The 26,208-nt window shown below is 27.6% G+C and carries 26 protein-coding genes; 5 read left to right on the top strand and 21 right to left on the bottom strand.

Going from position 1 to position 26,208, the window contains the following annotated elements:
- Positions 1-51 precede the first annotated feature (51 nt).
- Positions 52-1,380, bottom strand: a complete 1,329-nt coding sequence (locus KTF99_RS09330; RefSeq protein WP_254210124.1) for a BglG family transcription antiterminator — start codon at positions 1,378-1,380, stop codon at positions 52-54.
- A gap of 703 nt (positions 1,381-2,083) precedes the next feature.
- On the opposite strand from KTF99_RS09330, the gene KTF99_RS17635 reads away from it, so the two are divergent.
- The 3 genes from KTF99_RS17635 to KTF99_RS09315 all read left to right on the top strand — a co-directional run bounded on the left by KTF99_RS17635 (position 2,084) and on the right by KTF99_RS09315 (position 4,265).
- Positions 2,084-2,266, top strand: coding sequence for an IS110 family transposase (locus tag KTF99_RS17635; protein WP_008792890.1), 183 nt, complete (start codon positions 2,084-2,086; stop codon positions 2,264-2,266).
- A 269-nt stretch (positions 2,267-2,535) separates the two neighbouring features.
- Positions 2,536-3,327 (top strand): non-homologous end joining protein Ku, encoded by a 792-nt coding sequence (gene ku / locus KTF99_RS09320; RefSeq protein ID WP_008792891.1) that lies wholly within the window; start codon positions 2,536-2,538, stop codon positions 3,325-3,327.
- 2 nt (positions 3,328-3,329) lie between these two features.
- Positions 3,330-4,265, top strand: coding sequence for an ATP-dependent DNA ligase (locus KTF99_RS09315; RefSeq protein WP_008792892.1), 936 nt, complete (start codon positions 3,330-3,332; stop codon positions 4,263-4,265).
- Between the two features lie 381 nt (positions 4,266-4,646).
- Here the strand turns inward: KTF99_RS09315 and KTF99_RS09310 are convergent, their stop codons facing one another.
- A complete protein-coding gene (locus tag KTF99_RS09310) occupies positions 4,647-5,774 on the bottom strand; it encodes an MFS transporter (protein ID WP_008792893.1) in 1,128 nt (375 codons plus the stop codon).
- A gap of 125 nt (positions 5,775-5,899) precedes the next feature.
- On the opposite strand from KTF99_RS09310, the gene KTF99_RS09305 reads away from it, so the two are divergent.
- On the top strand, positions 5,900-6,922 hold the full coding sequence (locus tag KTF99_RS09305) for an AraC family transcriptional regulator (RefSeq protein WP_008792894.1): 1,023 nt from the start codon (positions 5,900-5,902) through the stop codon (positions 6,920-6,922).
- Between the two features lie 433 nt (positions 6,923-7,355).
- Here the strand turns inward: KTF99_RS09305 and KTF99_RS09300 are convergent, their stop codons facing one another.
- From KTF99_RS09300 to KTF99_RS09210, 19 genes are all read right to left on the bottom strand, one after another.
- Positions 7,356-8,813 carry a 6-phospho-beta-glucosidase gene (locus KTF99_RS09300; protein WP_008792896.1) on the bottom strand — a complete coding sequence of 486 codons (1,458 nt, stop codon included), beginning with the start codon at positions 8,811-8,813 and terminating at the stop codon, positions 7,356-7,358.
- Position 8,814: 1 nt separating this feature from the next.
- Positions 8,815-10,158: a PTS sugar transporter subunit IIC gene (locus KTF99_RS09295; RefSeq protein ID WP_008792897.1), complete on the bottom strand. Its 1,344-nt coding sequence runs from the start codon at positions 10,156-10,158 to the stop codon at positions 8,815-8,817.
- Between the two features lie 3 nt (positions 10,159-10,161).
- Positions 10,162-10,467: a PTS sugar transporter subunit IIB gene (locus KTF99_RS09290; protein ID WP_008792898.1), complete on the bottom strand. Its 306-nt coding sequence runs from the start codon at positions 10,465-10,467 to the stop codon at positions 10,162-10,164.
- Positions 10,468-10,469: 2 nt separating this feature from the next.
- The gene (locus KTF99_RS09285; protein ID WP_008792899.1) at positions 10,470-10,784 is read right to left on the bottom strand and encodes a PTS lactose/cellobiose transporter subunit IIA; all 315 of its coding nucleotides are present in this window, start codon (positions 10,782-10,784) and stop codon (positions 10,470-10,472) included.
- 310 nt (positions 10,785-11,094) lie between these two features.
- Positions 11,095-13,686, bottom strand: a complete 2,592-nt coding sequence (locus KTF99_RS09280; protein WP_008792900.1) for a PRD domain-containing protein — start codon at positions 13,684-13,686, stop codon at positions 11,095-11,097.
- Positions 13,687-14,753: 1,067 nt separating this feature from the next.
- Positions 14,754-15,317, bottom strand: coding sequence for a hypothetical protein (locus KTF99_RS09275; RefSeq protein ID WP_117561615.1), 564 nt, complete (start codon positions 15,315-15,317; stop codon positions 14,754-14,756).
- 16 nt (positions 15,318-15,333) lie between these two features.
- Complete coding sequence (locus KTF99_RS09270; protein ID WP_008792904.1) at positions 15,334-15,693, bottom strand: hypothetical protein; 360 nt, start codon at positions 15,691-15,693, stop codon at positions 15,334-15,336.
- 79 nt (positions 15,694-15,772) lie between these two features.
- Positions 15,773-15,943 (bottom strand): hypothetical protein, encoded by a 171-nt coding sequence (locus KTF99_RS09265; protein WP_008792905.1) that lies wholly within the window; start codon positions 15,941-15,943, stop codon positions 15,773-15,775.
- Complete coding sequence (locus KTF99_RS09260; protein WP_117561616.1) at positions 15,937-16,974, bottom strand: hypothetical protein; 1,038 nt, start codon at positions 16,972-16,974, stop codon at positions 15,937-15,939. Before KTF99_RS09260 ends, KTF99_RS09265 begins: the two co-directional genes overlap by 7 nt.
- Before the next feature lie 330 nt (positions 16,975-17,304).
- Positions 17,305-18,687 (bottom strand): ParB N-terminal domain-containing protein, encoded by a 1,383-nt coding sequence (locus KTF99_RS09255; RefSeq protein ID WP_117561620.1) that lies wholly within the window; start codon positions 18,685-18,687, stop codon positions 17,305-17,307.
- Positions 18,665-19,528, bottom strand: a complete 864-nt coding sequence (locus KTF99_RS09250; protein WP_117561621.1) for a ParA family protein — start codon at positions 19,526-19,528, stop codon at positions 18,665-18,667. The genes KTF99_RS09255 and KTF99_RS09250 overlap by 23 nt, the downstream gene beginning before the upstream one ends.
- A gap of 24 nt (positions 19,529-19,552) precedes the next feature.
- Positions 19,553-20,050 carry a sigma-70 family RNA polymerase sigma factor gene (locus KTF99_RS09245; RefSeq protein ID WP_008793122.1) on the bottom strand — a complete coding sequence of 166 codons (498 nt, stop codon included), beginning with the start codon at positions 20,048-20,050 and terminating at the stop codon, positions 19,553-19,555.
- A 1,185-nt stretch (positions 20,051-21,235) separates the two neighbouring features.
- Complete coding sequence (locus tag KTF99_RS09240) at positions 21,236-21,406, bottom strand: hypothetical protein (protein WP_003534590.1); 171 nt, start codon at positions 21,404-21,406, stop codon at positions 21,236-21,238.
- A 73-nt stretch (positions 21,407-21,479) separates the two neighbouring features.
- Positions 21,480-21,947: a tyrosine-type recombinase/integrase gene (locus tag KTF99_RS09235; protein ID WP_256443929.1), complete on the bottom strand. Its 468-nt coding sequence runs from the start codon at positions 21,945-21,947 to the stop codon at positions 21,480-21,482.
- A 389-nt stretch (positions 21,948-22,336) separates the two neighbouring features.
- On the bottom strand, positions 22,337-22,570 hold the full coding sequence (locus KTF99_RS09230; protein WP_009009520.1) for an N-terminal phage integrase SAM-like domain-containing protein: 234 nt from the start codon (positions 22,568-22,570) through the stop codon (positions 22,337-22,339).
- Between the two features lie 113 nt (positions 22,571-22,683).
- Positions 22,684-23,181 carry a hypothetical protein gene (locus KTF99_RS17145; protein ID WP_254210123.1) on the bottom strand — a complete coding sequence of 166 codons (498 nt, stop codon included), beginning with the start codon at positions 23,179-23,181 and terminating at the stop codon, positions 22,684-22,686.
- Between the two features lie 570 nt (positions 23,182-23,751).
- Entirely contained in the window at positions 23,752-24,291 is a 540-nt protein-coding gene (locus KTF99_RS09220) for a nitroreductase family protein (protein WP_217215541.1), read from the bottom strand.
- A gap of 116 nt (positions 24,292-24,407) precedes the next feature.
- Positions 24,408-24,794 (bottom strand): GNAT family N-acetyltransferase, encoded by a 387-nt coding sequence (locus KTF99_RS09215; protein ID WP_272222680.1) that lies wholly within the window; start codon positions 24,792-24,794, stop codon positions 24,408-24,410.
- Between the two features lie 73 nt (positions 24,795-24,867).
- Positions 24,868-25,185: an HAD-IIIA family hydrolase gene (locus KTF99_RS09210; RefSeq protein ID WP_272222681.1), complete on the bottom strand. Its 318-nt coding sequence runs from the start codon at positions 25,183-25,185 to the stop codon at positions 24,868-24,870.
- Positions 25,186-25,740: 555 nt separating this feature from the next.
- On the opposite strand from KTF99_RS09210, the gene KTF99_RS09205 reads away from it, so the two are divergent.
- Complete coding sequence (locus KTF99_RS09205) at positions 25,741-26,169, top strand: VanZ family protein (RefSeq protein ID WP_217215539.1); 429 nt, start codon at positions 25,741-25,743, stop codon at positions 26,167-26,169.
- The last annotated feature ends 39 nt before the right edge of the window (positions 26,170-26,208 follow it).

Below are 26,208 nucleotides of genomic sequence, written 5' to 3'. Positions count from 1 at the left end.
ATATTGTAGTTCTTAGAGTTCTATATTTTTATCCACTATTTTATTTGGCGCTTACGATAAATCCGCAAGATATAATTTTTCTATTCTGGATAGTTCAATATTATCTTTAGCTGGCAATAGTTTACGGACTTTACTCAATATTAATTGGGAGGAAGATATTCCATATGGACAAACAACTAATATATTATTAGCTTTTGAGATATTAACTAATGCTATTTGGAAATGAACAAGTATTAATGAAACTTCCTCATCATTTAAAATAACATTATATCTTGATTCTATTAATGATAATGCATACCAGACAATTGTAAATAATTCTGTATACTGCTCCTTTATATTCTCTAATAAAGGATTTTTTATTTTAATTCCCTTTTTCAGTCTTAGAATCATTGCAGGAACATGATAAATCAGCGACTTATATAAGTGCTTATCTTGTCTTAAGTCAATCTTTTCTATTTTAGACATAACTTCAATAATTTCGTTTACTAAGTCTGCATATTCATTTTGTCCTGTTTTTAAACTATTTGTTATTCGATGTGCAAATAATTGCCTACATAAATACTCAATATCCGCATTTTTAAAATATAGATTTAAATTTTGTTGCAACATTTCAACAATGCTATTCGCCACAACATACGTTTCCATATAGCGTATATTATTAAACAAGAACGTTTCTTCAGTTTTAACATGATAACCATATTTCAACCTAACAATTTGTATAAGAAGTATAACAATAATTGATTTCAGATAATAAATAGATACATCATTTGTTAATTCGTTATAGTCTTCTAATAATAAATGGAAAACGTAATCAATATGCTGTCTATCAAACAGGAGTTCTAATTTACTTTTCAAATCCAATAATGAATCATCTTTATCATCTTCAAAAACATAATCTTTTATAGATTTTTGCAAATCTATTTCTGTACCTATTGATACAATTCCAATATTAGTTACCTTTAGTTTTGTATTCTGTCTTTCAAATACTTCATTAATGACTCCTAAATCCTGATATAAAGATGTCTTACTTACTAAAAAATCATTTGATAGATTTTCTAAAGTAGTATTTTTGTTTTCTAAAAGAATCTTTCTTATAATAGAAAAACGTCGATTCACTGGAGAATACTCATCTCTTTTATTTTCATCACTAATTTCATCTATGAGCTTATTAAGATTGTTTTTTGCGTCCAATAATTTAATGCCATTTCTTGGCGAAGAATCAAGATCTAGACCATTTTCTTGTAAAAAACTGTAGAGAGCATTTATATCACTATATATGGTTTTCGTTGATACTGATAACCATTTAGCAAAGAAAGATGCGGGCTTATACTCACTTTGTTCTTTTAAAAGTTTTAAAAATTTTATTTGTCGACTATTCATTTTCTCACCCCATAAGTTAACTCTGTTTCTCTTTCCGAATATATGATAACATCGTAACAACAGTGAGGGCAATTACATATACTTCCTTATTAATGTGGAAAATCTACATAATAAATCATCGTACAATTTGATGATTATATTTTTATTACCGTTTTAAAACGAAATAAAAGGCATAACTTCCACTTATGTTGGAAATATATGCCTTTATGCATAGTAACGATTTATCATTAGTATAAACAATATCGCCTTTAACAACTGAATCGTCAACAAACATAAATCCAGCTACTTATACTTTATCTGCCGAGAACCCTTTCGTACCTCCATAATATATATGAGGACTTTGAATGCTTGAACCTATCATTATCACCCTAACCTTTATACTATTAAAAAAATCATTATAGTTCTCTAATAACAGTTTTTATTTCTATCATAGTAAGCGATTTAACCATCTTTCTTGTATAATAAAAATGTACCTTGTTGTAACATTTATATCACTTTTTCTTTCCAACCTTTGTACAATGTAGATAGAACCTTAATACTCTTATATTTCTATGTGGTTTATCCACTTATCAGGAGAGTGAATCTATAGGATCTTATTACATCTGTTTATAGCTCGATAGATTTTGATATCTTCATGTCACGCAAGGTTACACTAGTAAGATTGCTATAGAAATGACAAGGTTTCTAGAAAGGCGGTCTTTTTATGACAAAACTATTTTGCGGTATTGACGTAGCCAAATATAAACACGTCGCAAGTATCTACAATCTATCTACAGGTGAAATAATACTTGATTCAATACATTTTGATAATAATGACCAAGGTTTTAATACATTATTATCAAGCTTATCTAAATTGAATAAGAGAAATGAAATATTATGGCTTTGAATCAACTAGCCACTATCACCAAACATTATTCAATTTTCTAACTTCTAAGAAATATAAGTGTTATCTGATCACCCCTTATAAGACAAGTAAGTTTAGATCCATTTCTCGCCTATTGACATATATGTATAAAATTTCAAATTACTTCATTAAAATTATGACATAAAAAAATTACGTCATTTTTTTCAAAGAATAAGTTGTCAACTAATAATTATAGTTTATTTTTCTTTATTCCTGTCAAATCTAATATTAATGAAAGAAGGAATGATATTATGGCAGTTGCACACAAAAGCGCTATAAGCGTTGGACTTATTTATGTACCAGTTTCACTTTATAAAACAACCCGAAATACAGCTATCAGTTTCAATCAACTATGTAAAGACGAGAACGGAAAATACCAGCGTATTAAATATCAAAAGTTATGTCCCTCTTGCAATTCTGAAGTTAAAAGTAGTGATATTATAAAAGGGTACGAATATGAAAAGGGTAAATATGTTACAATATCTAACGATGAACTTGAAAGAATCAAATCAAAAACTGATAAAACTATTCATGTATTACATTTTGCTAAAATGACCGACATTGATCAATTATATTATGATAAAAATTATTACATTGTTCCAGAGCCTGGTGGTGAAAAGGCATTTGAACTACTCAGACAAGCACTATTATCTCAAAAGAAAGTTGCCATTGCTAAAACCGTTATGGGGACAAAAGAGGAACTTATAGTGCTATATCCCACTAAAACAGATATCATTGCTAAAATACTATTTTTTCAGGAAGAAATTCAACCAGCTCCAACTATTAACAAGGTTTCTGTTGATAAAAATGAACTTGAAATGGCTAAAACCTTAATCAACTCTATGACAGATAAATTTACACCAGAAGTGTATCACGATGAATACCAAGCTAAATTGCATGATGCTATACAGACTAAAATAAACGGTCAGGAAGTAGTAGTTGCTGATGACAGTCAGCCTAACAGTGTAATTGATTTGATGTCTGCACTGCAGCAGTCTATTGATCTAGCTAACACACAAGCATCAAATAACATGGCAGCGTAACTATGAATGATATTTTTGATAAACGTTTAGCAAGACCAATGCTAATTGCTAATCAATCTGAGCCGTTCAACTCATCAGAGTATTTATTTGAATTAAAGTTTGATGGAATCAGATGTCTTGCATATATTGATAGAAAAAGTGTTGATTTAAGAAATAAGCGTAACAAAGAACTGATTAATCAGTTTCCTGAACTTTCTAATATTTTTTCCAATGTTAATGGACAATGCATTCTTGATGGAGAGATCATTGTCCTTAAAAACGGTAACCCTGACTTTTACGAAGTTCAAAAGCGTACAGTTATAACTGACTTTTTTAAAATAAAACTCTTATCTGAAAAGTATCCTGCTACCTTTGTTGTCTATGATTTAATATATCTTGACAATGACTTACTTATCGATATACCAATAGAAGAAAGAATAAACAAATTGCCACGATTAATTAATGAAAATAATCGTATATCTATATCAAAAGTTATAGAAAATACTGGTATAGAGTTATTTAATATTGTCAAATCAAAAGAACTGGAAGGAGTAGTTGCTAAACGAAAAGGTAGCAAATATTTCTTTGAAAAGCGTTCAACTGACTGGATTAAATTTAAATATCTGGTTGATGATGATTTCGTTCTCTGCGGATATATTCAAAAAGACAACAATATGACAAGTTTTATATTAGGTAAATATGATTCAAGTAATAATTTAAAATACTATGGGCATGTCACCTTAGGTGCAAGTATAAGAACATTAGATCAATACAATTACACTATCATAAAGCACCATCCATTTAATTGTAATCTACCCAAAGGAAATGATAATGCAGTTTGGATAGAACCTAATTTAGTATGTATAGTACAATACATGCCTTCTAACAAAGAAGGTATGCGTCAACCTGTTTGCAAAGGTATTAGAGAAGACAAAGAAACAAAAGAGTGCAGAGAATAATGGTTCCTACTTGGTTTTAGACAATCATAAAATTAGAGGATTCAAACTATTGAATTTATCAACAGCATTTAAATCCTCCTTTTTATTTATACTCTAAAGTAAGAAATAACCAAAATAATCTATACTTTTTTATTCAAATGTTTTAATAACGTTACCTGATATTCTGGTTTTTTTTATATTTTTTTGTAATACTTCTTCAAAACATTTTTCTAATTCACTTATATTAAAATCTAAAATCATAGTCATTTCATTTTTCTGAAAGAATAATCGGTTTGCACTCTTACATCATTTTATTTATATAATCAAAAATCACTTGATTTATATAGTTATCTCCTATGACATTTTTATTTGAACCACACTACCAAATCATTAGTATATATTCTATGTGAAATCTTTTATAATGTAGGCAACAAGCATTAAAACTATATAGCTAAGTCCAGCTATAAAAAACTGATGACTTAATGTATCACTAAAGTATGATAATATAGCGCCAAAATATGGAGCAATGAAAGAGCCTAAACTTTGGAAAACTAATAATGTTGTTGTGCCTTTATTACCATAAATTCCTACCTTTTCTTGAAGAAATGGTACAAATGCCATATATCCATACCCTAATATAAAAGCTGATAATAATGTTAATAACAGACTTCTAGATGCTGAGGCTATTACAAACGAAATTGCACATATCAAATAAAATAATATAAGTGATTTATTCTTCAGCTTATTATAAATATTGCCATACATTGCTCCTGATACTAAAGATCCTGCAGATATAAACATGACAAGTAAAGAGCCATCTTGTACAGACCCATATTCGTTTAATATTAACAATGTAGAACACTTAATAACAAAAAATGTTGCTAGAGTTACTGAAATAAAAGAAAGTACTGCATATAGAAAAATTTTACTCCAACATATTTTTGACCCACTATGTTCATTAGAACTTTGAACATCTGTAACATTTGGAACATATAAAAAAACTATTAAAAAAACAATAAATGATACTAAATATGTTAAAAAAGAAACATTCCAGCCAAACATTAGAAGTTGACCAGCAATATAAGTACAAATCAGACTACCTAATCCTCCAACACTCCCTTGAAGTCCTATCATTTGACTTCTTGTTTTCCCATCAAAGAAATAAATAATCATTATTAATAACGTTGAGGAGATAAGTCCAACTCCAAATCCAAAAAGTAGTCTTGTAACCATCATAATAATTATATCTTGAAAGATATATGGTGCTACACCGCCTAATCCACACAATAGCAGTCCTATTAGAACTGTTCTTTTATTTCCTATAACACCAGAGATTAAACTACTACACAGGATTGCTATCATCATTGACAATGACGGTATGGTTGTTATTAGTTCAATAATATGTACTGGAACATCGGAAAACGATTCTGCAATAGCAGGTATATTCCCGGCTATTGCATTTATGGATGCTGTAACAACAGCACAGCTTAATAAAGCAATTTTCAATAATATATTTTTATTTTGATTCATCTTTCCCTTTCTCCTTTCATTTCATGTTTATCATAACATATAAAAACTGTATTTATAATGATTTAAAATAATCAATATTATTGATTATTTTTAATTTTATAATATAATTTATATAGGTGATTGTGATGAATATTATAGAGGAATTATATTTTTTTAATAAAGATGAATTGTTTTTTAAAAAATATTATTTTTTGGATAAGACTAAACAAAATATTGAATATTTTTATAAAGAAAATCAAAATGATGCTACAAATCTTAATATTGCACTACATCCCGAATCTCTACCAATCTATCATTATGAAGATGATTTTATAAAAAAAAATCATAATATTTCTATTATAAAACACCCTCGTTATATTCCTTACTTTGAGCATAAACATGCTTATTTCGAAATTTTATATGTTCTAGATGGACAATGTGATAATACTATTTTTGATACTGAACTATTATTAAAAAAGGGTGATTTTTGCCTTATAGCCCCTCATATTTCACACGGTGTTAAAAATTTTGATGATAATTCTATAGTTATCAATATTTTAGTTAGAGAAAGTACTTTCCTAGATACATTTATGAACTACATCAAGGATAAAGATTTATTAAGTATATTTTTTATAAATCATCTTTTTTCTAAAACTAAAACGAAATATCTTATTTTTCATACTCATGGTGACTCTCAAATATTAAATTATGTATTACAAATGTATGAAGAACATAAACAGATGGATATCTATTCTGATCGTATTATTTGCAGTATGTTTTCTATATTAATGTCATTACTTAATAGGAACTATAATAAAGACATTACAATTTCTCAAAATAATATAATCAAAAATCTTCCTGATTTTCAGATTATTGATTACCTACTTAAAAATTATAAACATGCTTCTTTAGAAAATATTAGCAAAGAATTCCATTATACCGTTCCTTATTGTTCTAAACTTATCAAAGAGACGACAGGATATTCATTTTCAGAGTTACTAACAAAAATTCGTATGCAAAATGGTAAAAATCTTTTACTTAACACAAGACTTTCTATTGAAGCTATCAGTCTTAATCTAGGATATAAGAATCCAGAAACTTTTATTCGTGTTTTCAAAAAAAATTATCTTATAACACCACATCAATTTAGAAAACAAGCTAACTTATAAAATACTTTCACTTGATTCATGGTGTATTTTACGGCACGACCAATTGTTATTTTTGTATCATTTATTTTTACTCTTCGATTTATTACAGTTTCAAATAATTTATCAATATAATAATGATATTTTTTCATTTTCAAACCTGGTATATTGTAAATGACTCATCTATATCGTCATTTACAATATACATATCCTCTCTATCAACCTTATATAACCGTGGTTGATTACGGTTTTATTCATTTGTAAAATTGAATTTGTGAATATGGATTTGTATTTCATTCCTGTGACTTTGACTACTTAGAGGAGGTTCTTACCACACCTTATTCCAAAAACAATGATTAGTAAGATGAGTCTTTGAATTCGTATTTTGAACCAGGTTTTGTGGTCTAAGTGTTGTGGATAACCATTTTCACATATTTCAACAAAGAAAATTATATCTTTAATCTAAATCTTCTCCATTTGATGCTATAACTTTTTTATACCAATAAAAAGAATCCTTTTTATATCTTTTAAAAGTTCCTTCTCCTTGGTCATTTGCATCAACATAAATAAAGCCATATCTCTTTTTCATTTGACCTGTTGATGCAGATACTAAATCTATACACCCCCAAGAAGTATATCCCATAACCTCTACACCATCTAAAACTATAGCATCTTTAAGATTGTGCAAATGTTCTTTAATATATCTGATATGATATTCATCATGAATCTCACCATTTTCTAATTCATCTATACCACCAACACCATTTTCAGCGATAAACAACGGCTTTTGATAACGATCATAAAAAGCGTTCAAAGTCGCTCTTAATCCTAACCCATCGGTTTGCCATTTCCACGCACTTTCCTTTTCTTTAAGATAAGGATTCCTTAAGGTTGGAAACATATTTCCCTCACCCTTTTCTGCATATGCATTAGGATCAGCACAAGTTAAATGTGAAGAATAGTATGAAAATGAAATAAAATCTACTGTATTTTCACGTAATATTTTTTTATCATCATTTTTAAATGGAATGATTATCTTCTTATGTTCTAACTCCTTTAATTTATATACTGGATAATATCCACGAGCTAAAACATCAGCAAAAAAATAATTATTTCTATCCACTTCATATGCTTGCCAAATATCTTGAGGCGCACATGTATATGGATAAGTTATTCCTCCCGCAAGCATACAACCTATTTTATTTTTTGGATTAATCTCATGAGCTATTTTAGTTGCCCATGCACTTGCTATCATTTCATGATGTGCAGCTATATAAATTTGTTGTAATTTTTCTTCTTCACTTCTAACAACTACTCCAGCTGCAAAATAAGGTAGAGCTGTTATACAATTAATTTCATTAAAGGTTAACCAATATTTAACAAGATCTTTATATCTCATTAAAATTGTTCTTACATATTTTTTAAAAAATTCAATTGTTTTTCTGCTTTCCCATCCTTGATATTCCTTAACCAAGTGTAATGGGATATCATAATGAGTCATTGTAACTAGTGGTTCGATTCCATACTTATGACATTCTTTAAAAACATCTTCATAGAATTGTAACCCTTCTTCATTAGGTTCTTCTTCATCACCATTTGGAAAAATACGCGACCAAGAAATAGACATTCTTAATACTTTAAAACCCATTTCTCCAAATAATGCTATATCTTCTTTATAATGATGATAAAAATCAATACCTGTTCTTGAAGGATAATATGTATCATTTTTATCATTAAAATTATCTAAATTTCCCATCATTACAGAAAAACGATTACACCCTTGAGGAACAAGGTCAACATGTCCCATTCCTCTTCCGCCAATATTCCAAGCTCCTTCACATTGATTGGCAGCAATTGCTCCCCCCCATAGGAAATCTTTCGGAAAGTTATCTCCATTTGATTTTTTGTTTATCATTTTATTCACCTACCGGTTCCATATTTTGAGCATTTTCTTTTTCTTGAGTTAACAACTGATTATCATATACTTTAAAGAAAGGATACCAAATAAAAATAGTTACTATTAATGCTACGATTTCAAACACAATCATACGCCAGTCTAGACATTTAATAAAACTATTAATAATGATTGGGAATGTTCCAGTAACCAAAATGTAAAATGGAGTTATTAATCCAAAAGCACATGCTAACCAATAAAAAATTGCAATTACAGTTCCACTCAATACAAATGGTATCATTAAAATTGGATTAAACATAATAGGTGCACCAAATATAACTGGTTCAGAGATTCTAAAAATTGCTGGTACGATTGATGCTTTACCAAAAACACTTAATTGTTTGGATTTTGCTTTTTTAAGGCATAGGATAACAAGAGCTAAAGTATTTCCTGTTCCACCTAATAATGCAATTGCTTGTGTCATAAAAATTGGATGGAAGATAGGTGCTTGTCCAGCAGCAAATAATTCTGCATTAGCAGCGAACGCTGCCATTGTAATTGGCGTTGTTAATGGCATAAATACCATCATCCCATGAACACCACAGCACCACATTACAAGGATAAGTACAGATACAAGAATTGCTCCTGGTATAGAGTTTACAGCTGATACTGGTTTTGCTAAAATTGTTTCAATTAAAGATGGTAAAGAACTACCTGGAATAAAATTACTAATTAATAAATTTACTGAAAAGAATAAAGTCACATTAATTACCAAAGGTACAATTGAAGAAAACATGTCTGACAAAAATGGTGGAACACCTTCTGGCATTTTAATTGTTATTTTCTTTTGCATACAAATTCTTGTAATTTCAACAGTAAGTAAACTTACAATAATTGAAGTAAATAACCCTTGTGAACCAAGATAAGTAGTATTAATCATTGAAGCCACATTTCCATCAGCCAAAGCTACATAATTTGCTGGTGCAGCAACAATCATAAAGATAATCATTGATGTAAATCCTGCATTCATTTGAGATAATTTATAACTTCCAGCTAAATAATAAGCAATAGCAAATGCCGAAATTAATGAAAGCATTCCCATTGTCATGTTAAATGGTATTAAAATTGTTGCTTTATATGTTTGTGAAAAATTGTACCAACCTTCAAAAATTGACCAGAAACCACCTTGAGCAATTAAGTCAGCTGTCACAGGTGGATTAGCAATAATCATAAAAATTGCTGATACTAAAATAAAGCTGACTGTTGCCATAAACCCTTTTTGCATCGCTGAAAAGTGCCTTTGAGCACCAAAGAAATTAGCAATAGGTGTAAGCTTTTCTTGAATAAATGTCATAAAACTATTCATGAGTTATTCCTCCTTTCCCAAACAAGCCTTAACCTGTTTCATAATATTTTCCACATTACTCATCCCATAATCCATTGGGGAAATTTTTTCTACAGGCACATCAATTGCATTAGCTTTAATTTCGTTATATTGATAAGAAATTTGTGGACCAATAAGAATACAGTCAAAATTTTTATATACATTTAAATATTCACTCATTGGAACAGCTCTAACTTCTAATTCAATATTTTTTTCTTTGCCCCATTTTTGCATTTTGTTCATTAGAATACTTGTAGATAGACCATTTGCACATATTAATAGTATTTTCATAACTATTCTCCCTCATATTTTTCTTTACGCATTTCAATCATTTCTTTAATTAAATCAATTGCTAACATGCAAGTCATTAAGTGATCTTGTGAATGAATCAATAACACACTAATATCTGTTTTTTCACCATTAGCTTCAGCAACCAATAAATCCATCTGACCTTTATGAGCCAAGTTCACTTCCTTTTGGCTTTGTTCAATTAAATCGTCAGCTTTATTAAAGCAACCTTGTTTAGCTTTACTTAATGCTTCGAAAGCTAATGATTTCGCTTCCCCTGCATGAGCAATAATTGTAAAAGCGATTTGTTCTACATCCATTGTTTCACCTCATTTTTTTAAAATCATTAAACAAACTCTTATAATTGATCGATCTTTATATTTTCCTTGTTCAACGATATCAATATACAATGAATTATAAGCTTCTTCAAATCCTTTAAAATGTGGATATTTCTTTCTTTTTATACACTAATTTTTTAATTTATACACTTTTATTCTTTTTTGATTTATTTATGTAGTATATTGAAAAAATATGAAACAATACGCAATTTTTATCTTCACGTTTTTTACAATAATATGATGAAAAAATATACACTTTATACACTAAAAAAATAAAATCTAACTTTTAAAGCTAGATTTCTTTAATCAGTTTAATAAGAATTGCTATATCTGAGTCAGATAATGTAATTTCATAAACATTCTCAATATTCGAAAATATATCACAAAGATAATTATATATTCTCTTATTTGCTAGTATTATTTTGTTATAATCATCAATTTGTTTAATTTTTTGTTGATGTACTAGTTGATATATAAGATTACTTATATGCATAATTAATCCTATCTTTTGATTCTGATTCAAAGGATATTTTATATCAATTTTGTTAATTGTATTAAGTAATATGTCCTTTAATAAGTCGATATCAAAATCTGGCATTTGTTCTTCAATATTTTTAAAAATCAATGAATATTTTACCCTTTTTTTTGTTTGGAGGTATTTGCCATTCACACTAAATAATTCCGATAACTTCTCAACAGGTACATTAAATAATTTAGAAACTGAAACAAATGAAATTCCGTGTAAATGAGGGTCAAACGTTCCTACAACATACAGTATATTATATTTGTCTTTTAAATGATTGATTTGTATAATAAGCTGATTTTTGCTCCCCATAGATAAAGGAACAATATCAATATTTTGGAATTCAATATTCTTTTCTAAATATTTTTTTATTTGCAAAGCTCCCCCTTCACCACTCATGCATAATGTGATAATAATATTTTTTTTAAGTTCTCTTTTATAATTATTTACAATAGATGGGAAATATTTTTCATAACAATCATTCATATTTGTCATAATTAAATCCAAATCATAAATTGTTTCTATTTTTCTAGCACATTCTAATGCAACTAAGGTCGTTGGAGATATTATAAAGTGAATGTTAATACCGGTTTCATCTGCAATTTCTTCAGCCATGGTCTTTAATGAACCCATATCATACATCATTAGTATACCTTTTCCCATATCAATTTCTTTTATCAGGGATTTTAATTCATTATATGCATCCATTGCTTCTTTATCTAATGGTAAATTATAAGCATAGACTTTATTTGTCCTTACTAAGGATTTTACAACCTCTACAAGAGAAGAAGCCGTTTGATTACCGTGCATAGCAATTAAAAAAACTGGAAATCCATCATCTTGCATAATTGGATTTTTTTGACAAATAAACATAGTTATTAAAGAAGCTTCTTCTAACTCAATATGTATATTTAATTGTTCTTCTATCGTATCTAAGAGTTGTAAACTCAATACATATTCTTTATGATTTTCATTTATCATTTTTTTAATATTATTATCATTATAATTTCTTACTTTTGGATGATCTATAAGAGATTGTATATGCAAACACAAACCATAAAAAATTGAATCAGAAAAAACACGATTCAATTTATAGGAAGCATTATTTAAAAATTTTTTTACAATCTGAATAATTTGATAATTTACTATTTTACTTAGTGACGTTTCATCTATATTTTGATCCTCTATTTGTTTTGTATATTTCTTTAATGTTATATTTATATTTGAATCTTGGAACAAGCTTTCATTATAAGTGTTATCTTTCAAATAACTGTATGTAGCCAAATGTTTTTCTAATAAAGAATCATCTTTTATTTTTTCAACAAATTCTTTTGAAAACCTATATAAACAATTATGAGAAATAAATTTTAATTCCGGTACATGATTTTTATAAAAAATTAATCCTTTTTTCACATATTTAGGCAAATCATCTAAATATATATGAATGTCTAAATTATTGTATTTCATTTCTCTTAAATGGGCACTCGCACATCCGCTTTTTATATCAGTTATTAATTGTTTAATATTTTTTTCACAATGATATAATAATAAACATTGTAATACTTCAAAATCAACAATAAAATTTTTGTCTATTTTTTTTGCTTCATTTTTTAAAGTATCTTTTATAATTTCAAATCTTTCATCTAAACTTCTTTCCTCTAAATCCGGAAAATCAATAATTACAGGCATACTATCAAAATAGTTCTTTTCAAATTCTGCATCTACATTTTTTCCCGAAGAAAAAATTAAAATAAAATTTTCTTTTGATTGTAAAGTTATAAAATCATATATAATTGAACGTTTATCTTGTGATATTAAATGTATATTATCGACAAATAACATCCCATTCTTAAGTTGTTTTAAAAATTCATTATCTTTTAAAATATTTATCAAATCATTTTCGTGATTCATAAAATATTTACAATTAATTTTAGATAATTTGATATCGCTAGAAATTCTTTTAGTTTCTTTAAGATGATGAAATAATGTTTGAACAAAAAAACTTTTTCCAACACCACTATTCCCAATGAGAAGGAACGTATAATTTTTATTAGGGTACATTAATTCTGAATGAACTATTTTAATAGCATTTTTTAAACTACCATTATACCCTATCATTCTTTGAAATATCATATTATATTCTTCTTCTATTTGATTAAGAGTGATAAACCTATATAAAACTGGTCTACCATCTATTTTTTCTAATTTATTATCTTTAACTAATTGATTAAGTATTGATGATAAATTTGTTCTTTGCATATGAAAATGTTCAACCAATTCTTGAGTTGTAAATAGCTTATCTTCATTATCCATACTTACCATTCTTTGTATATATGATAAAACCAAATCCTTTTTTTTCATATGTATTCGCCCTTCATTCATCAAAATTTAAAAACAATATGTTTTTTTTATTAAACTTTGGCATTGTCATATAAAAATTAATCTTATTATAAATTAATTTTTATATACTCCATCATTCCTACGCCTATAATCATTATAATTAATCAATATAAATTATTCAATATAATAGAAAACAAGTAAAAAAAACAGTTGCCTAAACAGACTTCTTATAAATCTATTTAGACAACCACATTTTAAAAGTTATTAAATTTTCTAAATATTAACATATCCTTTTTTATATAACTATTTACCAGAAACACATCCACTATCCACAGGTATAACAACACCATTTATAAATGATGTTGCATCTTCACACAAGAACATAACTTTTATCAAGAACTCTCATACATTCATCAAAACCTTTTTTATATCTATTGTCCATGAATCATTTAAATTTATCCTGGGGATCAATAATAATTTTCCCATTTTCCTTAGCACACTTTTCAAAATCAGCTCTAACAATTATTATTTTTTTCACCATATCCTTCAGAAACAGGCGCTATATTTTTTTTGTTATCTAAATCATCATGAATCTTATCATTATTCTCACTCATGGTTCTCATCTCCTTTTTGTACCATTAACTGATACAGCCGTAATTGTACAAATGACACTTTACAATTGTATCATTATAGACGTTTCTTAACGAAGGAGTATTTATATATTCTTCATAACTTATTGCCTTTATTGTATTGCTCATTTTTACTGTATCCCTTAACTAATTTTAAGACTAATTCTTCCCATACAAGTGCTTCTGTATTGTTTAAGCACGATAGAACTTCTAACCCAGCTACTAAGCCTCTATTAGCTAATTCATTTATAATTTCACTTATAAGCAATTAGCTGTTTCTTGCGCTTCTGTATGCTTTTTTAAGAGTGATGCTAATTCTTTATTTTCTATCTACATCACTCAACTTCATTTTTAATAAACTCAACACCTAAATTATTCAATACTTGTTTTATGCCATTTAAAACATGTAACAAACGCTCTTCTATTGTTAATTTACTCATCTTTCTTTTTTATCCTCTATTAAAATAGATTTCTTATATTGCTGCACTCTTTAATCATAACAATCATTTCATTTGCTTTTTCTTCTATTGTGTTACAAAATCCATCAACTGCTTTTTCTTTATCTATGTCAGCTTGGAATATATATTCTTCGCTACCTGTACAATAAGGCATCAAATAATTAATTGTACATACATTATGAGATACTGTGATATTTGTAATTTCTATTTCTTCATTTTTCAATGGTTTGAATACTTTTTTCCAATACTTCTCTAACTTTTTATCTGGTGAAATAGTATTACTGTTTTGTGGATAATCACTTTTACCAGGTTTAACTCCAATAAACTTCAAATGTGATTCTAAATCATTTTCAGACCATTCAATAATCTTAAAAATATATACATCATCATTTTTTCCAAAAACAACTTTATTTTTTAAATTACTAAGATGCTTTTCTGCACCTTTTAGAGTTTTAAAAACTTTTGGTTTTTGCATATTAAAATAGCTACTTGGATAAAGATATGTGCCGTCCATATCACTATATGTTCCTGCATAAATTCCATCGTTATATTTGATTACATACATTTTTCATTACCTCCTTTTAATCCAAGCTATCTTCTAAAATACTTTTTAAGATTGAACGTACATAATCATATGAACGCTCTCGTTCTTTCTGCTCTTCTTTTGTATATCTATCATAAGAATATCCACGGGTATTAGTTTTTCCATACCCTCGGAAAAACAATTTCTCATTATTTTTGCATTTAAAATACACATATCTAAATTCAAAATTGAAATTCTTATATATAACATAAATACTATTTACATCATTGCTGCGTATACTTATTTCAATTTCTGGATTAATTTTATTAATTTCTTCTTGAATACATTCTTTTATTAACAAAGCATATTTCTTTTCATAATTTTCCAGTTCTTCTTTAAATTTCTTAATTTTATTCATTTCAATTTCTCTTTTTATTCAGCCTCATCATAGAGTTCACTAACATGATAAACAACTATAGCATCATTAAATGCTTTATTTATTTTATCGCTGTTTTTTTCCAGCCAGTCTTGTCGTTTTTCTTCATTCTATTTAATCCACGATTTTGGTACTTCATACAGTATTGAAAGTTGTATTCATCTTTCAATTTAGCAAACTTTAAATATTCATACTCAAATCGGGTAAGTTTAATTGTTTCTATTTTTAACATTTTTTACCACTCCTTATAAATGCCAGGATTCCTGCAAATGCTTCATTTCTCCATTTTTCTATTCTTTCATTTACAGTTTTTTCAAAATAATTAATATTCCCCTCATAATCATCATAATTTTTATTTAACGGTGATAATTTTAATCTGAATTTATTTTTAAAATTGATATCACCATTATCAAGAATATTCGAAATACTATATATCAGTGAATTTAGTTTTTTATTGTATAAATCATAATCATCACTCCAGAAAACTGCATCCTGCAGTAAGATAATTCTTAAATTTATTCGGTTGATCACTGCGTTATATAGATTTATTTGCTGTAACCGTTCATCGCTATATCCAAATTTGCGCCTACAGTATTTAAATTTTTTATATGTCTTGCCTAGTGAGATAATAATTTTAGATAATGCAACGATGTAAAATTTTTCAAGTTTTGCAATAAAGTTATTAAAATTTCTTTTCTTAATACTTTTGTCTCTATGATCCTTGTACCAAAGATGCCTAATTTTTGTTGGAGTCACATCGTACTTTTCTACTATGACATTCCCGTCTTTATCTTTCATAATTTCATTTTTTTTGCATATCATTACCATATTAGGATCATCTTTTTTGCATGTCCTTCCTGTAAATTTATTTATGTACATATTTCTTTTGTATTTTTTTGGATTAGATATAGGTTTTGTAAATACTTTTCTTTCAAACACAAGAAAATCTATGTATGTCCCGTTTCCAACATTTGTAAATTTATAAACAAAGGGAATAGATTTATAATCTAGACTTATATTAAACATAAACTGTTTCGCAAGTTCATGTTTTTGCTGTTTAGATAATGATCTGGAAATCATCACTCTTAACTTAATACAGTAATTCTTTTTAGTTGCATTTCTTTTTTTCTCATATGCAATCAGCTTGTCAATTTTAGATTCTATATTTGCTTGATTTGAATAAGCCTTAGTTTTGATAAAAGATTTAATAATGGCTGTATCTTTTATTGTTTTATACTCAATGTAGTTTCCAGAACTGAGCATGCGTCTCATATCTCCTCTCTAAATCAACATCAAAGGGACTTTGATGTTTTTATTTTTTTGTCAAATCTAAAAAATTATCATTTATTCAGTTAAATTTTAATTTTTTCATAATACTCAATTTAATGTTATTTTTTTATTTTTCTTATTACTTTTGTGATCTGCTCTTTATGATTAATGCCTAATTTTTTCGCCTTGCCTTTCAATGCACTTATGTACAAAAACACCAGCCAACACAATATTATAAAAATTAATATTCCAATCAGTATGATTAAGATAACAGTGAGTTTATCGTCTTTTGATAAACTCTCAAACTTATACACTTCAAACATATTAATCATTTGTAATCACACCCATCATTTGCAACACTCTGTTTAAATCTTTTATATCCACGCAATTAATAGTAATCTTATTATTTTTTGTTACCGTACACTTCGCATCAAAATAATTTGTTAATTTCATACGGACTTCTTCGTAATGAATACTTAGATCATCTTTCACAAAATCATCGATAGATGTCTGTCCTGTCAGTACTTCATCATCATTTTTCACCTTAGGATCTTCCTCGATTTTTTTCTTTATTTTTGTCAACACTAACTGCAGCGTCTCAATAGGTAATCCTGATTTGTGGATAAGATAATCATTTCTCTCTTCTATATTTACAAGATTTCTGTTCACATCATCCTTAAATTCGTTTAAATACATTAGTACAGTATTTTCAAGTTCATCAATAAAATCTCCTACCTTTTTTAATCCTAATCCACTCTGTTTTGAAATGAATTCTCTAATTCTTCCTTTAAATTCTCCGTTTTTATTGAGTACTGCAACATACTGGTAATATGCCTTAAACAAAGTATATTTCTTTTCTTCAGTATCAAATCTACGATAATCATTGTAAGTAAGAATAGTATCCATCTCTTCAATTTCATTATCTGGTTTCTTAACAATCGTTGCGACTATTGTCTTTTGAACTTTTCCAGTACCATCTAATTCACTCTCATGTTCAATATTATATTTGCAGGCTTTAATTCTTTTATGACCGCTTACCAACATATACTTACCATCACTATCACGATAAACTGTAATAACTTCTAAGACTCCATTTGGATTGTGATAAATTTTATCAGCAAACTCTACTATATCCTCCAGTGTATCGAAATCTGGATTTAATGGATTATATTTAATATCCTCTATTGCAATCGGTTCTACCTTTTTTCTTTTATCAAATTCCCTCATCAAATCCTCACTGTTAGATTTATCATATTGTTTTAAATTAAATTCTAATCCGCTCATAATATCTCCTCGCCCTCTTTTAATTTTATATACAACGGTTTCATTAAATGAATACATCAGTTTTCTTATAATGTTCTGTAAAATATAATAACCATTGGCAATAACAATACACTCATCGCAGAACACTACTCCGTTTCTAAGATTTTTAATACACATTCCATTTAGAAAATAATAATAGAAAAATCTTTTTTCACTTTGTGTTAAGATTCTTGATGCACTTAATAATAATTTCATTATTATTTCATTTGCCCTATTTGCTACTCTTGTTTCAACAAGAGTAGTCAAATCACAAATTTTTTCTACTTCAGCAATATTTAATTTCTTTACCTCATAAAAGCCAGATTTAATAACTGATCTTAAATCTTCAATAAGAGTTTTTGTATTCTGCTGTGTTTTTTCTTTATCGATGTACGGACAAATCATTAAAATACACCTCTACTTCATCAACCAATTTCTTTAAATCATTACCAATATTAAGATCACTGTCGATTAAAAATTCATTTTGGATCGTAGCACTGTTCGCAGGTTTTGCACGATACCGAATAGTTGTGTCTAATGTTTTTCCTCTAAAATATTTGTGGAACAGATTGACAATTCCTTTTTCATTGTTATTATCATTAATCATCGTCAACAATACTTTTAAGTCAAAATCAACATCCTTCATTTTTAAAAGCTTGCTTACAGAAACAATTAATCCTTTTAAAGAACCTCTATCTGGTTTAACAGGGATAATCACTAAGTCAGCAACTCTTAGTGCATTGCTCAAAATAACACTATCATCTGGTGCCTCATCTACTATTACAAAGTCATAATCATCTTCAATATATTTAAACGCAGACTTTAGATATCCAGTTATGTCCTGATTAAAATTATGAAGTAAGCTTATTTTCGCATCACCAAGTGATAATGCAGAAGGTATTAAATCTAAGTTTTTTACTCTTGTTTTCATAATTACTTCTTTAATGTAACTAGGTTCTTCAAAAATATCTTTTAGATTAAAATTAATGGTGTAATCACTGTATAAACAGTCATTCAATTTATTTAAGAAATCTTCCTCATTCTTAATATCATCATTAAATTCATTGATAAATTTCTCATCAAGTTCGTTTCCAATATTGCCTGCAACATCTGTTGCATTTGCTTGTGGATCGCTGTCAATAAGCAGTGTTTTATATCCTTTATCAGCCATGCCTTTTGCTAAAGATAGTGCGGTAGTAGTTTTACTAACTCCACCTTTCATATTTGTAATTACAATTGTTCTCATATTTTTTTCCTCTTTTCCTTTTTTTTAAATTTCTTTGATCATAATTGCATCTGGGATCAGTAAAGCTAAACGATACTTAGCCTCCCTCAACCGTTTATAATAACTATTTGTCGATATGTTCATCTCATTCTTCACTTCCTCTCTTGTGTAATTTAATATTTCTCTTTTTATCAAAATACATCTGTCTTCCTTATCCAATTTATTTATACAGTCAAACATTTCTATAAGAAACATTGTTTCTTCATTAGATTTGTCCAACAGATCTATCATTCTGCTTTCATATTTCTTAGAATCAACACTTGATTTCGAATCATCCATTTTTAATATCGAAGTTGTTGTAATAAAATTTGCATCAAAATCTCTTTCGAGATTGTCTATTAAATAAATTCTTATATCATTTTCCTTATCTTCCTCACATGCTATTTCAATGTTGTATCTTGCCCCGTTGACGATTCCTGAAAGATATTCCAATAATTCCTGAATATTCTCCATTGTTTTTTTGTTATCCAAAATTATACTCATCAGTCTCCCTCCCAAGCCTACATAGAATTTTTTTGCATATTTAAATTTATATTGATAAAAACGACAAAAAAAGCACTTTGCAAATTAGTTGCTAAGTGCTTCTATAAGTTAATTGCTAAGTGCTTCTGTAAGTTAATATTTTCGAATAAAAACAGGTATTTCGCCCCATTTTTATTAAATAATCTAAAAAAATAAAATAAGAAGATAAATCATACAAAATAAAGTTATATACTTTATACTTGATTTCACAGTCATTTAAGCATATAACTACTAGATTTTATCTTTCCAATATGGTAAATTTCTATATAAACAAACCATATTTATATATTATATGATTTATTATCATATGTGTCATGGTTAAGTGCTAAATGACTATGCTCAATCCTGTTTCATTGGTAGTGAAACAGGATTTTTTATTTAGTTGTTTCGACTGTTTAAGTATATCACCTGAAAACATAAAAATAAATAAAAAATTGAAAAAATAACGATATTAATTATACCACTGCTTGATAATTTAAACATTTTTTAAATACTCATATATCAGTTTATAGAGTACAACTCTATTTTTAATCAAAATATTTCTCAATAATAAATTGTTAGACAAAATTTTATTTGATATAATACGTTTGTTATCGTCCCTCCTGTTTGGAGAGGAGGTGGTATAATAATGTCCGATTTGATTATTTCTGTCATGGCAGGTGTAATAGTTTATTACATATGCAAATAGTTAGACAAATATTTATAACGATAACTAGCCTAGTGTTAAGTTCACTGTAAAAACCAGAAAAGGTAAGGAGTGCATTCCTTACCTTTTTGTTTGCATTGTGATATAACAATGCCCGATTTACAGATAGATTATAACATTTAATCTATTCAATATCAAGTATATCTATTTTTTTACTGTTTATACCATTTTTTATCATATATTTTATTACCGCCAATTCTTTCCATAATATCCTTGCAAAGTAATTGAGATATGTAATTTTATTCTATTTCATTTTGATCCCATTTCCTTCATTTCTCCCATAGCAATCAGTTCCCTGTTTAATTTAAATATTGCGAAATCAATATTCAAAACAATTCTACTGCAACAATTGAAAAAATATAATTATCACAATCAAGAATTCTACAGTACTTACCATTTCACTAGATCTATTATCTGTAATCATCAATCTGTTTAAAGAATTATCTAATACCTATACCATCTTTGGGATTTAATCTATTATTTGTATTTATTTCCATTCCCCAATTTTTATTTCTATATGAATCTTTGGATATCATTCTTTTAGTCGTACTTTCTGCAATATACTTCACATTATCCCACTTTCTAAATTGCTTTCTAGCTTCTCCTTCCAAAATTTAACTTTTAATATTACATCTCTTTGAATTTTAAATAGTTTCCCACATAATATTAGAAATTATACATAATTTACAGTTCTGCAATATAATCATATATTTTTTTCAATTTTCTAATATCTTTTTTACTGTAACTGCCTTTAGTCATCTGCATTTTTAAACTCACCTTTAGATCATATAAATAGTCCTCAATTTTATTTTTTTCTTCACTTTTAATAACATCTTCAATTTTTTGAGCCATTTCTCTCTGAATTTTATTATTCACATGTAAATACGTATCCGTAATTTCTATATTTTCATGCCCAAGACGTTTTGAAACGTTGTAGACATCATTGGTTATTTCCAACATCATGGTAGCATGAGAGTGTCTAAAACCGTGCAGATTCATATTAGAAACATTGGATAACTCTTTATATTTAATAAAAAAAACGATCAAGAGTAGAATACGACAGCATTTTTGTATCACCAAAGACAAAATGATGATTAATGTTACAACTATATTCAGTCTTCTTATTAAGGTAATAATTAAGCAGCATTTCATTCAGGCTGTCATTAATATAAATAATACGATGTGAACTGAAAGATTTTGGTTCTTTAACAACCTGACCTCTACCTCTTACGCGACAGGCAGTAGAATTAATTGTTATTGTCTATTCTATCAGTTCTACATCTTTCCACATCAGAGACAGTGCTTCGCCTTTGCGCAGTCCAGTATAGAAAAAAACATTAAACAGTACATAGAATTTTTCTTCATCAACATGACTTATAAACCTGTTGAAATCTCCGATACTCCATATAATTTAACATTTTTTATGTTTTTCCTTGTCAACAAGAGTATGGATACGTTTTATCCTCGTGACTGCTCAACTGTCGGTGTAAAGCAATTCATTAAAACACTATATTTAATCAATCGTTTAAGCAGTTCTACAATTAAATTAATATATGACACCGAAATACATCACCACTTCTACTTCCATAGACACCTTCAACCATATCCTTTTGAAACTTCTTAATGGACTTTGGATCAATTGCTTCTAATTCTATGTTTCCAAATACAGGTTTCAAATGAGATTTATAACGATATTTAATAGAATCTGTAGTCGTAACCTGATTGATCATATCGACATCTTCGATATATATGTCAAATAATTCATTTAAAGTCATAATACATTCCTCCCATAAAAAAATCAGCTTTAATAATACATTAAACTGATTTATTATACTACCAGAATATTATTCAAGCTGGCGTTTTTTCTTTATCTTCTTTTTTTCTGAAGTCATTTTATGGGAGTATTTATTAAGCTTGTAAAATGAAGTTTTCCAGTATTATCAAGCAAGTTATCAAATATATTCATAGGAACCCCTTCTACCTTTTTATCTGGATTTATCTTACAATCAACAGCATTATACCTAGCCCACAAAGATTTTTTCTTATTGTTAATGTTTATACATCTTTTTTCAAATTTATCTGATTCTTCTAATTTGCATACCACAAATGAATTGGGCCTGAATGTCAATATTTCTTTATCCGTCCATGTCATGATCTCATCAACACGGCCTACCCTGAAATCATGCTCAATATTTTTATTATGAGTCTTCCTTTTTACTTCAACAACAACCCAATCACCTATACTGATTTTCTCGTATTCCGGACAAATAAAATGATAAGGCTTGCTGTTGATATTGATTTTTCTAGAAACACCTCTAGCGAGCCTTACAACAGCTATCTGAAGCTCAGTTGTTTCAATATTTAAACTCTCTAATTCTAATACCATTTCTTTCACCTCGTTATAAGTATATCATCTTATAAAATCAGAAAACACGACAAAAAAAATACTATATCCATTTCATTAAGTGCAATTACCTCAAAAATAACATCACCTAAAACTACTAGCTCAAATAGAACTATTCAATTACCTAGTAAAATAGTTGAGAAATTAAAGCAAAGATATATCATTGTATCATAACTAGATAGTTTTAATGAAGATTACTATTTATATAAAGACGAAAACTACATCTCTATTGCGACATTTAGAAGATGATTTAATGAAGATGTTAAAAAATCTTGTGTTAAAAGAATTACTGTACATGGTTTAAGACATTCACATGCGTCCTATTTATTATCAAATCCAACGATTTCTGAATTATTAATTGCTGATAGATTAGGACATAGTGTTGAAATGTTACGAAGTACTTATGCACATATTTATGAAAAAGCAGAAAAAATCTCATAGATTTTATTGATGAATTATAATGGTCTTGATTACATATTCAAGACCTTTTACTTTGCATAGCAAAAGAGCCTCATAATGAAGCTCTCTCATATATAATCGACAATTTATACCTTATTCCTTTAAATTAGTTCCAAAAGAGTTAAACCACGCCCTTTGATGAAAGGGTATTTTCTTTACAGGTTTCATATCCTCTAATGCTATTCCTACAGGTAAAAAAGCAACAAGATCATATTCATCTGGTACATTTAATATTTTTGCCATTTTATGACCTATTTGATCTAGATCTGTAATATGTCCTTCAATCCAACAACTTTGATAACCTAACTCTACAATAGCAAGTAACATGTTTTCAATAGCTGCTGAATAATCCTGGACAGAAAAACATTTATCTCTATAAGCATATATTCTTCTTGTCAAAACACATATCATTGCAGGAGCTGTCTCTCCAATAGGAGGTTTAATAACACTATGTAGTTTTTTTAATACATCCTGATCATCTACAACAATTAAACTTGTCGTTTGTTTATTACATCCTGATGGAGCAGATAATCCAGCTTCTACTATTTTCATAAGATCTTTTCTTGGCATTTTTTCTTGCTTATAACCCCCTCTATAACTATGTCTATTTATGATTGTATCAATTGTATTCACTTAAAAACTCCTTTCATTTATTTATTATTAATGAAAGAATCATCCATATGGAGCCAAAGGTCCATCATTCATCAATTTGAAGTTTATCATCATATTATATTTTTCCTTTTCAACATTTATATTTTCTTTAAAAAACTATAGCCTTTTTTATAAAATTCCTGCTTTTCATAAAAAGCATGTGCACCTAAACGTGTTATACCACTATTTAAAGTTATTACAGACACATTATGATTTTTTGCATATTTTTCATTATACTTGATCAAATTCTTGCCCACACCCATTTTTTGATATTTATAAGAAACTGCTAAGGCAATTATTCTCATAAGTTTCCCAGATATTTCAAAAGCCAATCCAAAATGTAAACCAATAAATACAACAACTTGTTTATCTTCAACAGCTACATAAATACAATAATTCTCATCTTTACACATATTTTCAATCCTATTTGCAAGTTCTTCACAGGAAACATCATATCCTAATTCGCACTTTAATAAGCTGTGTATATCATTTAAATCATCTGTATCATATAATCTATATTACATTTTTATCACCTCGTTTTTATAATTATCTAAGAACTTAACCTATATATTTACATACATCTAATAAGCTATTACATTTCCTTACATCATTTTCCTTTCCTGAATAATTAATTCCATAGAATGTTAATCCAAAATGTTTAGCTAATAAATAATCGGCTTGACTATCTCCACAATATATAGATGATTGCATATCTATATCATATTCTTTTAATGCCTTCTCTATCATCCCAGGTTTTGGCTTTTTACAACAGTGATCTAAATCATTATGAGGACAATAATAAATATTCAATACATTGATTCCATTATTTTGTAAAATTGTTAATAATTTTCCCGCAAATGAATAATAATCGTTTATCGAAATAATACCATCAGCTATTATATATATATTGATTTGTAACTATGATAATTTGAAATCCTTTTTCAATTAATTTTTTATTCCTTCAATAGAGGATTGCAGTCCTCTCTTTTCTTTTTTAGCACCACTATCAGAGACTATGTAACTAGTCTTTTTTCTTTAACTCTACAACGATAAGGTCAACAATTCGATTATTGACTCTAGATTCATGTACAGAAAAGCGGTAGTGGCACTTTAGGAAAGTATTTATGATCATAAAATACCTCCGTTTTTCATTATAACATTTCGAAGAAAAATTAACCATTAAATAAAAAAAGTAGATTTTAGCGAACTCAAAACACTATTAGACAAAATAGAACAAAACAGTTTTATAAAATTAAAATTAAATATTTAACATTGTTTGCATCAAAGAAAATCAAGAAGAAAAATCCCTCTTTATATCGACGTTTTTTCTTCTGAAGAACTTAATAAACGAATATTTATATGATATAATTAATATGAATAATAAGTGGAAATATTTATAACATATAAAATTTATTTTAGAGAGGGGATTTTATGAAAAAAAAAAAAATAACAATTATCATTTTCACGATTTATTTAGCATTTATCTTCCTATATCCGTTGTTGAGAGGTTCAATCGCACATATTAACGGTTACCCATCGTATTTTGAAAAAATACTTAAGTGTATAAACATAATTCCATTCTATTTTGATTACACTGTAATGCCGTCTGTTATTATAAAAAATATTATTTTTAAGATTTGTCTATTTATTCCAGTTGGTTATATGCTTTTCACAAAAAAACAAAATCAAATTCAAATTGTGAAAATATTATTATTAATAGGATTTTTAAAAGAGACATTCCACTTATTAATTTTATACGGTTATTTTGATATAACGGATATTTTATATTATCTAGTTGGAGGATTAATAGGATATTATATACATAAAATAATATTCAATTGGAAGGTTTATAATGTTTAACCGCATGAAAGATATGTATAAATAAGAGAGGGGATAATA

This window comes from Erysipelatoclostridium sp. MSK.7.34 (assembly GCF_019041935.1).
GTDB classification, from domain to species: domain Bacteria; phylum Bacillota_I; class Bacilli_A; order Erysipelotrichales; family Coprobacillaceae; genus Thomasclavelia; species Thomasclavelia ramosa.
Note: the sequence above shows the minus strand (reverse complement) of the source record. Positions and strands in the feature narration are given on the sequence as shown.

Excerpts from the sequence above, each read along its gene's own strand:
- KTF99_RS09330 (WP_254210124.1), bottom strand. The coding sequence starts at position 1,380 with ATGAATAGTCGACAAATAAAATTTTTAAAACTTTTAAAAGAACAAAGT.
- KTF99_RS17635 (WP_008792890.1), top strand. The coding sequence starts at position 2,084 with ATGACAAAACTATTTTGCGGTATTGACGTAGCCAAATATAAACACGTC.
- ku (WP_008792891.1), top strand. The coding sequence starts at position 2,536 with ATGGCAGTTGCACACAAAAGCGCTATAAGCGTTGGACTTATTTATGTA.
- KTF99_RS09315 (WP_008792892.1), top strand. The coding sequence starts at position 3,330 with ATGAATGATATTTTTGATAAACGTTTAGCAAGACCAATGCTAATTGCT.
- KTF99_RS09310 (WP_008792893.1), bottom strand. The coding sequence starts at position 5,774 with ATGAATCAAAATAAAAATATATTATTGAAAATTGCTTTATTAAGCTGT.
- KTF99_RS09305 (WP_008792894.1), top strand. The coding sequence starts at position 5,900 with ATGAATATTATAGAGGAATTATATTTTTTTAATAAAGATGAATTGTTT.
- KTF99_RS09300 (WP_008792896.1), bottom strand. The coding sequence starts at position 8,813 with ATGATAAACAAAAAATCAAATGGAGATAACTTTCCGAAAGATTTCCTA.
- KTF99_RS09295 (WP_008792897.1), bottom strand. The coding sequence starts at position 10,158 with ATGAATAGTTTTATGACATTTATTCAAGAAAAGCTTACACCTATTGCT.
- KTF99_RS09290 (WP_008792898.1), bottom strand. The coding sequence starts at position 10,467 with ATGAAAATACTATTAATATGTGCAAATGGTCTATCTACAAGTATTCTA.
- KTF99_RS09285 (WP_008792899.1), bottom strand. The coding sequence starts at position 10,784 with ATGGATGTAGAACAAATCGCTTTTACAATTATTGCTCATGCAGGGGAA.
- KTF99_RS09280 (WP_008792900.1), bottom strand. The coding sequence starts at position 13,686 with ATGAAAAAAAAGGATTTGGTTTTATCATATATACAAAGAATGGTAAGT.
- KTF99_RS09275 (WP_117561615.1), bottom strand. The coding sequence starts at position 15,317 with ATGTATGTAATCAAATATAACGATGGAATTTATGCAGGAACATATAGT.
- KTF99_RS09270 (WP_008792904.1), bottom strand. The coding sequence starts at position 15,693 with ATGAATAAAATTAAGAAATTTAAAGAAGAACTGGAAAATTATGAAAAG.
- KTF99_RS09265 (WP_008792905.1), bottom strand. The coding sequence starts at position 15,943 with ATGTTAAAAATAGAAACAATTAAACTTACCCGATTTGAGTATGAATAT.
- KTF99_RS09260 (WP_117561616.1), bottom strand. The coding sequence starts at position 16,974 with ATGCTCAGTTCTGGAAACTACATTGAGTATAAAACAATAAAAGATACA.
- KTF99_RS09255 (WP_117561620.1), bottom strand. The coding sequence starts at position 18,687 with ATGATTTGTCCGTACATCGATAAAGAAAAAACACAGCAGAATACAAAA.
- KTF99_RS09250 (WP_117561621.1), bottom strand. The coding sequence starts at position 19,528 with ATGAGAACAATTGTAATTACAAATATGAAAGGTGGAGTTAGTAAAACT.
- KTF99_RS09245 (WP_008793122.1), bottom strand. The coding sequence starts at position 20,050 with ATGAGTATAATTTTGGATAACAAAAAAACAATGGAGAATATTCAGGAA.
- KTF99_RS09235 (WP_256443929.1), bottom strand. The coding sequence starts at position 21,947 with ATGAAATGCTGCTTAATTATTACCTTAATAAGAAGACTGAATATAGTT.
- KTF99_RS09230 (WP_009009520.1), bottom strand. The coding sequence starts at position 22,570 with ATGACTTTAAATGAATTATTTGACATATATATCGAAGATGTCGATATG.
- KTF99_RS17145 (WP_254210123.1), bottom strand. The coding sequence starts at position 23,181 with ATGGTATTAGAATTAGAGAGTTTAAATATTGAAACAACTGAGCTTCAG.
- KTF99_RS09205 (WP_217215539.1), top strand. The coding sequence starts at position 25,741 with ATGAAAAAAAAAAAAATAACAATTATCATTTTCACGATTTATTTAGCA.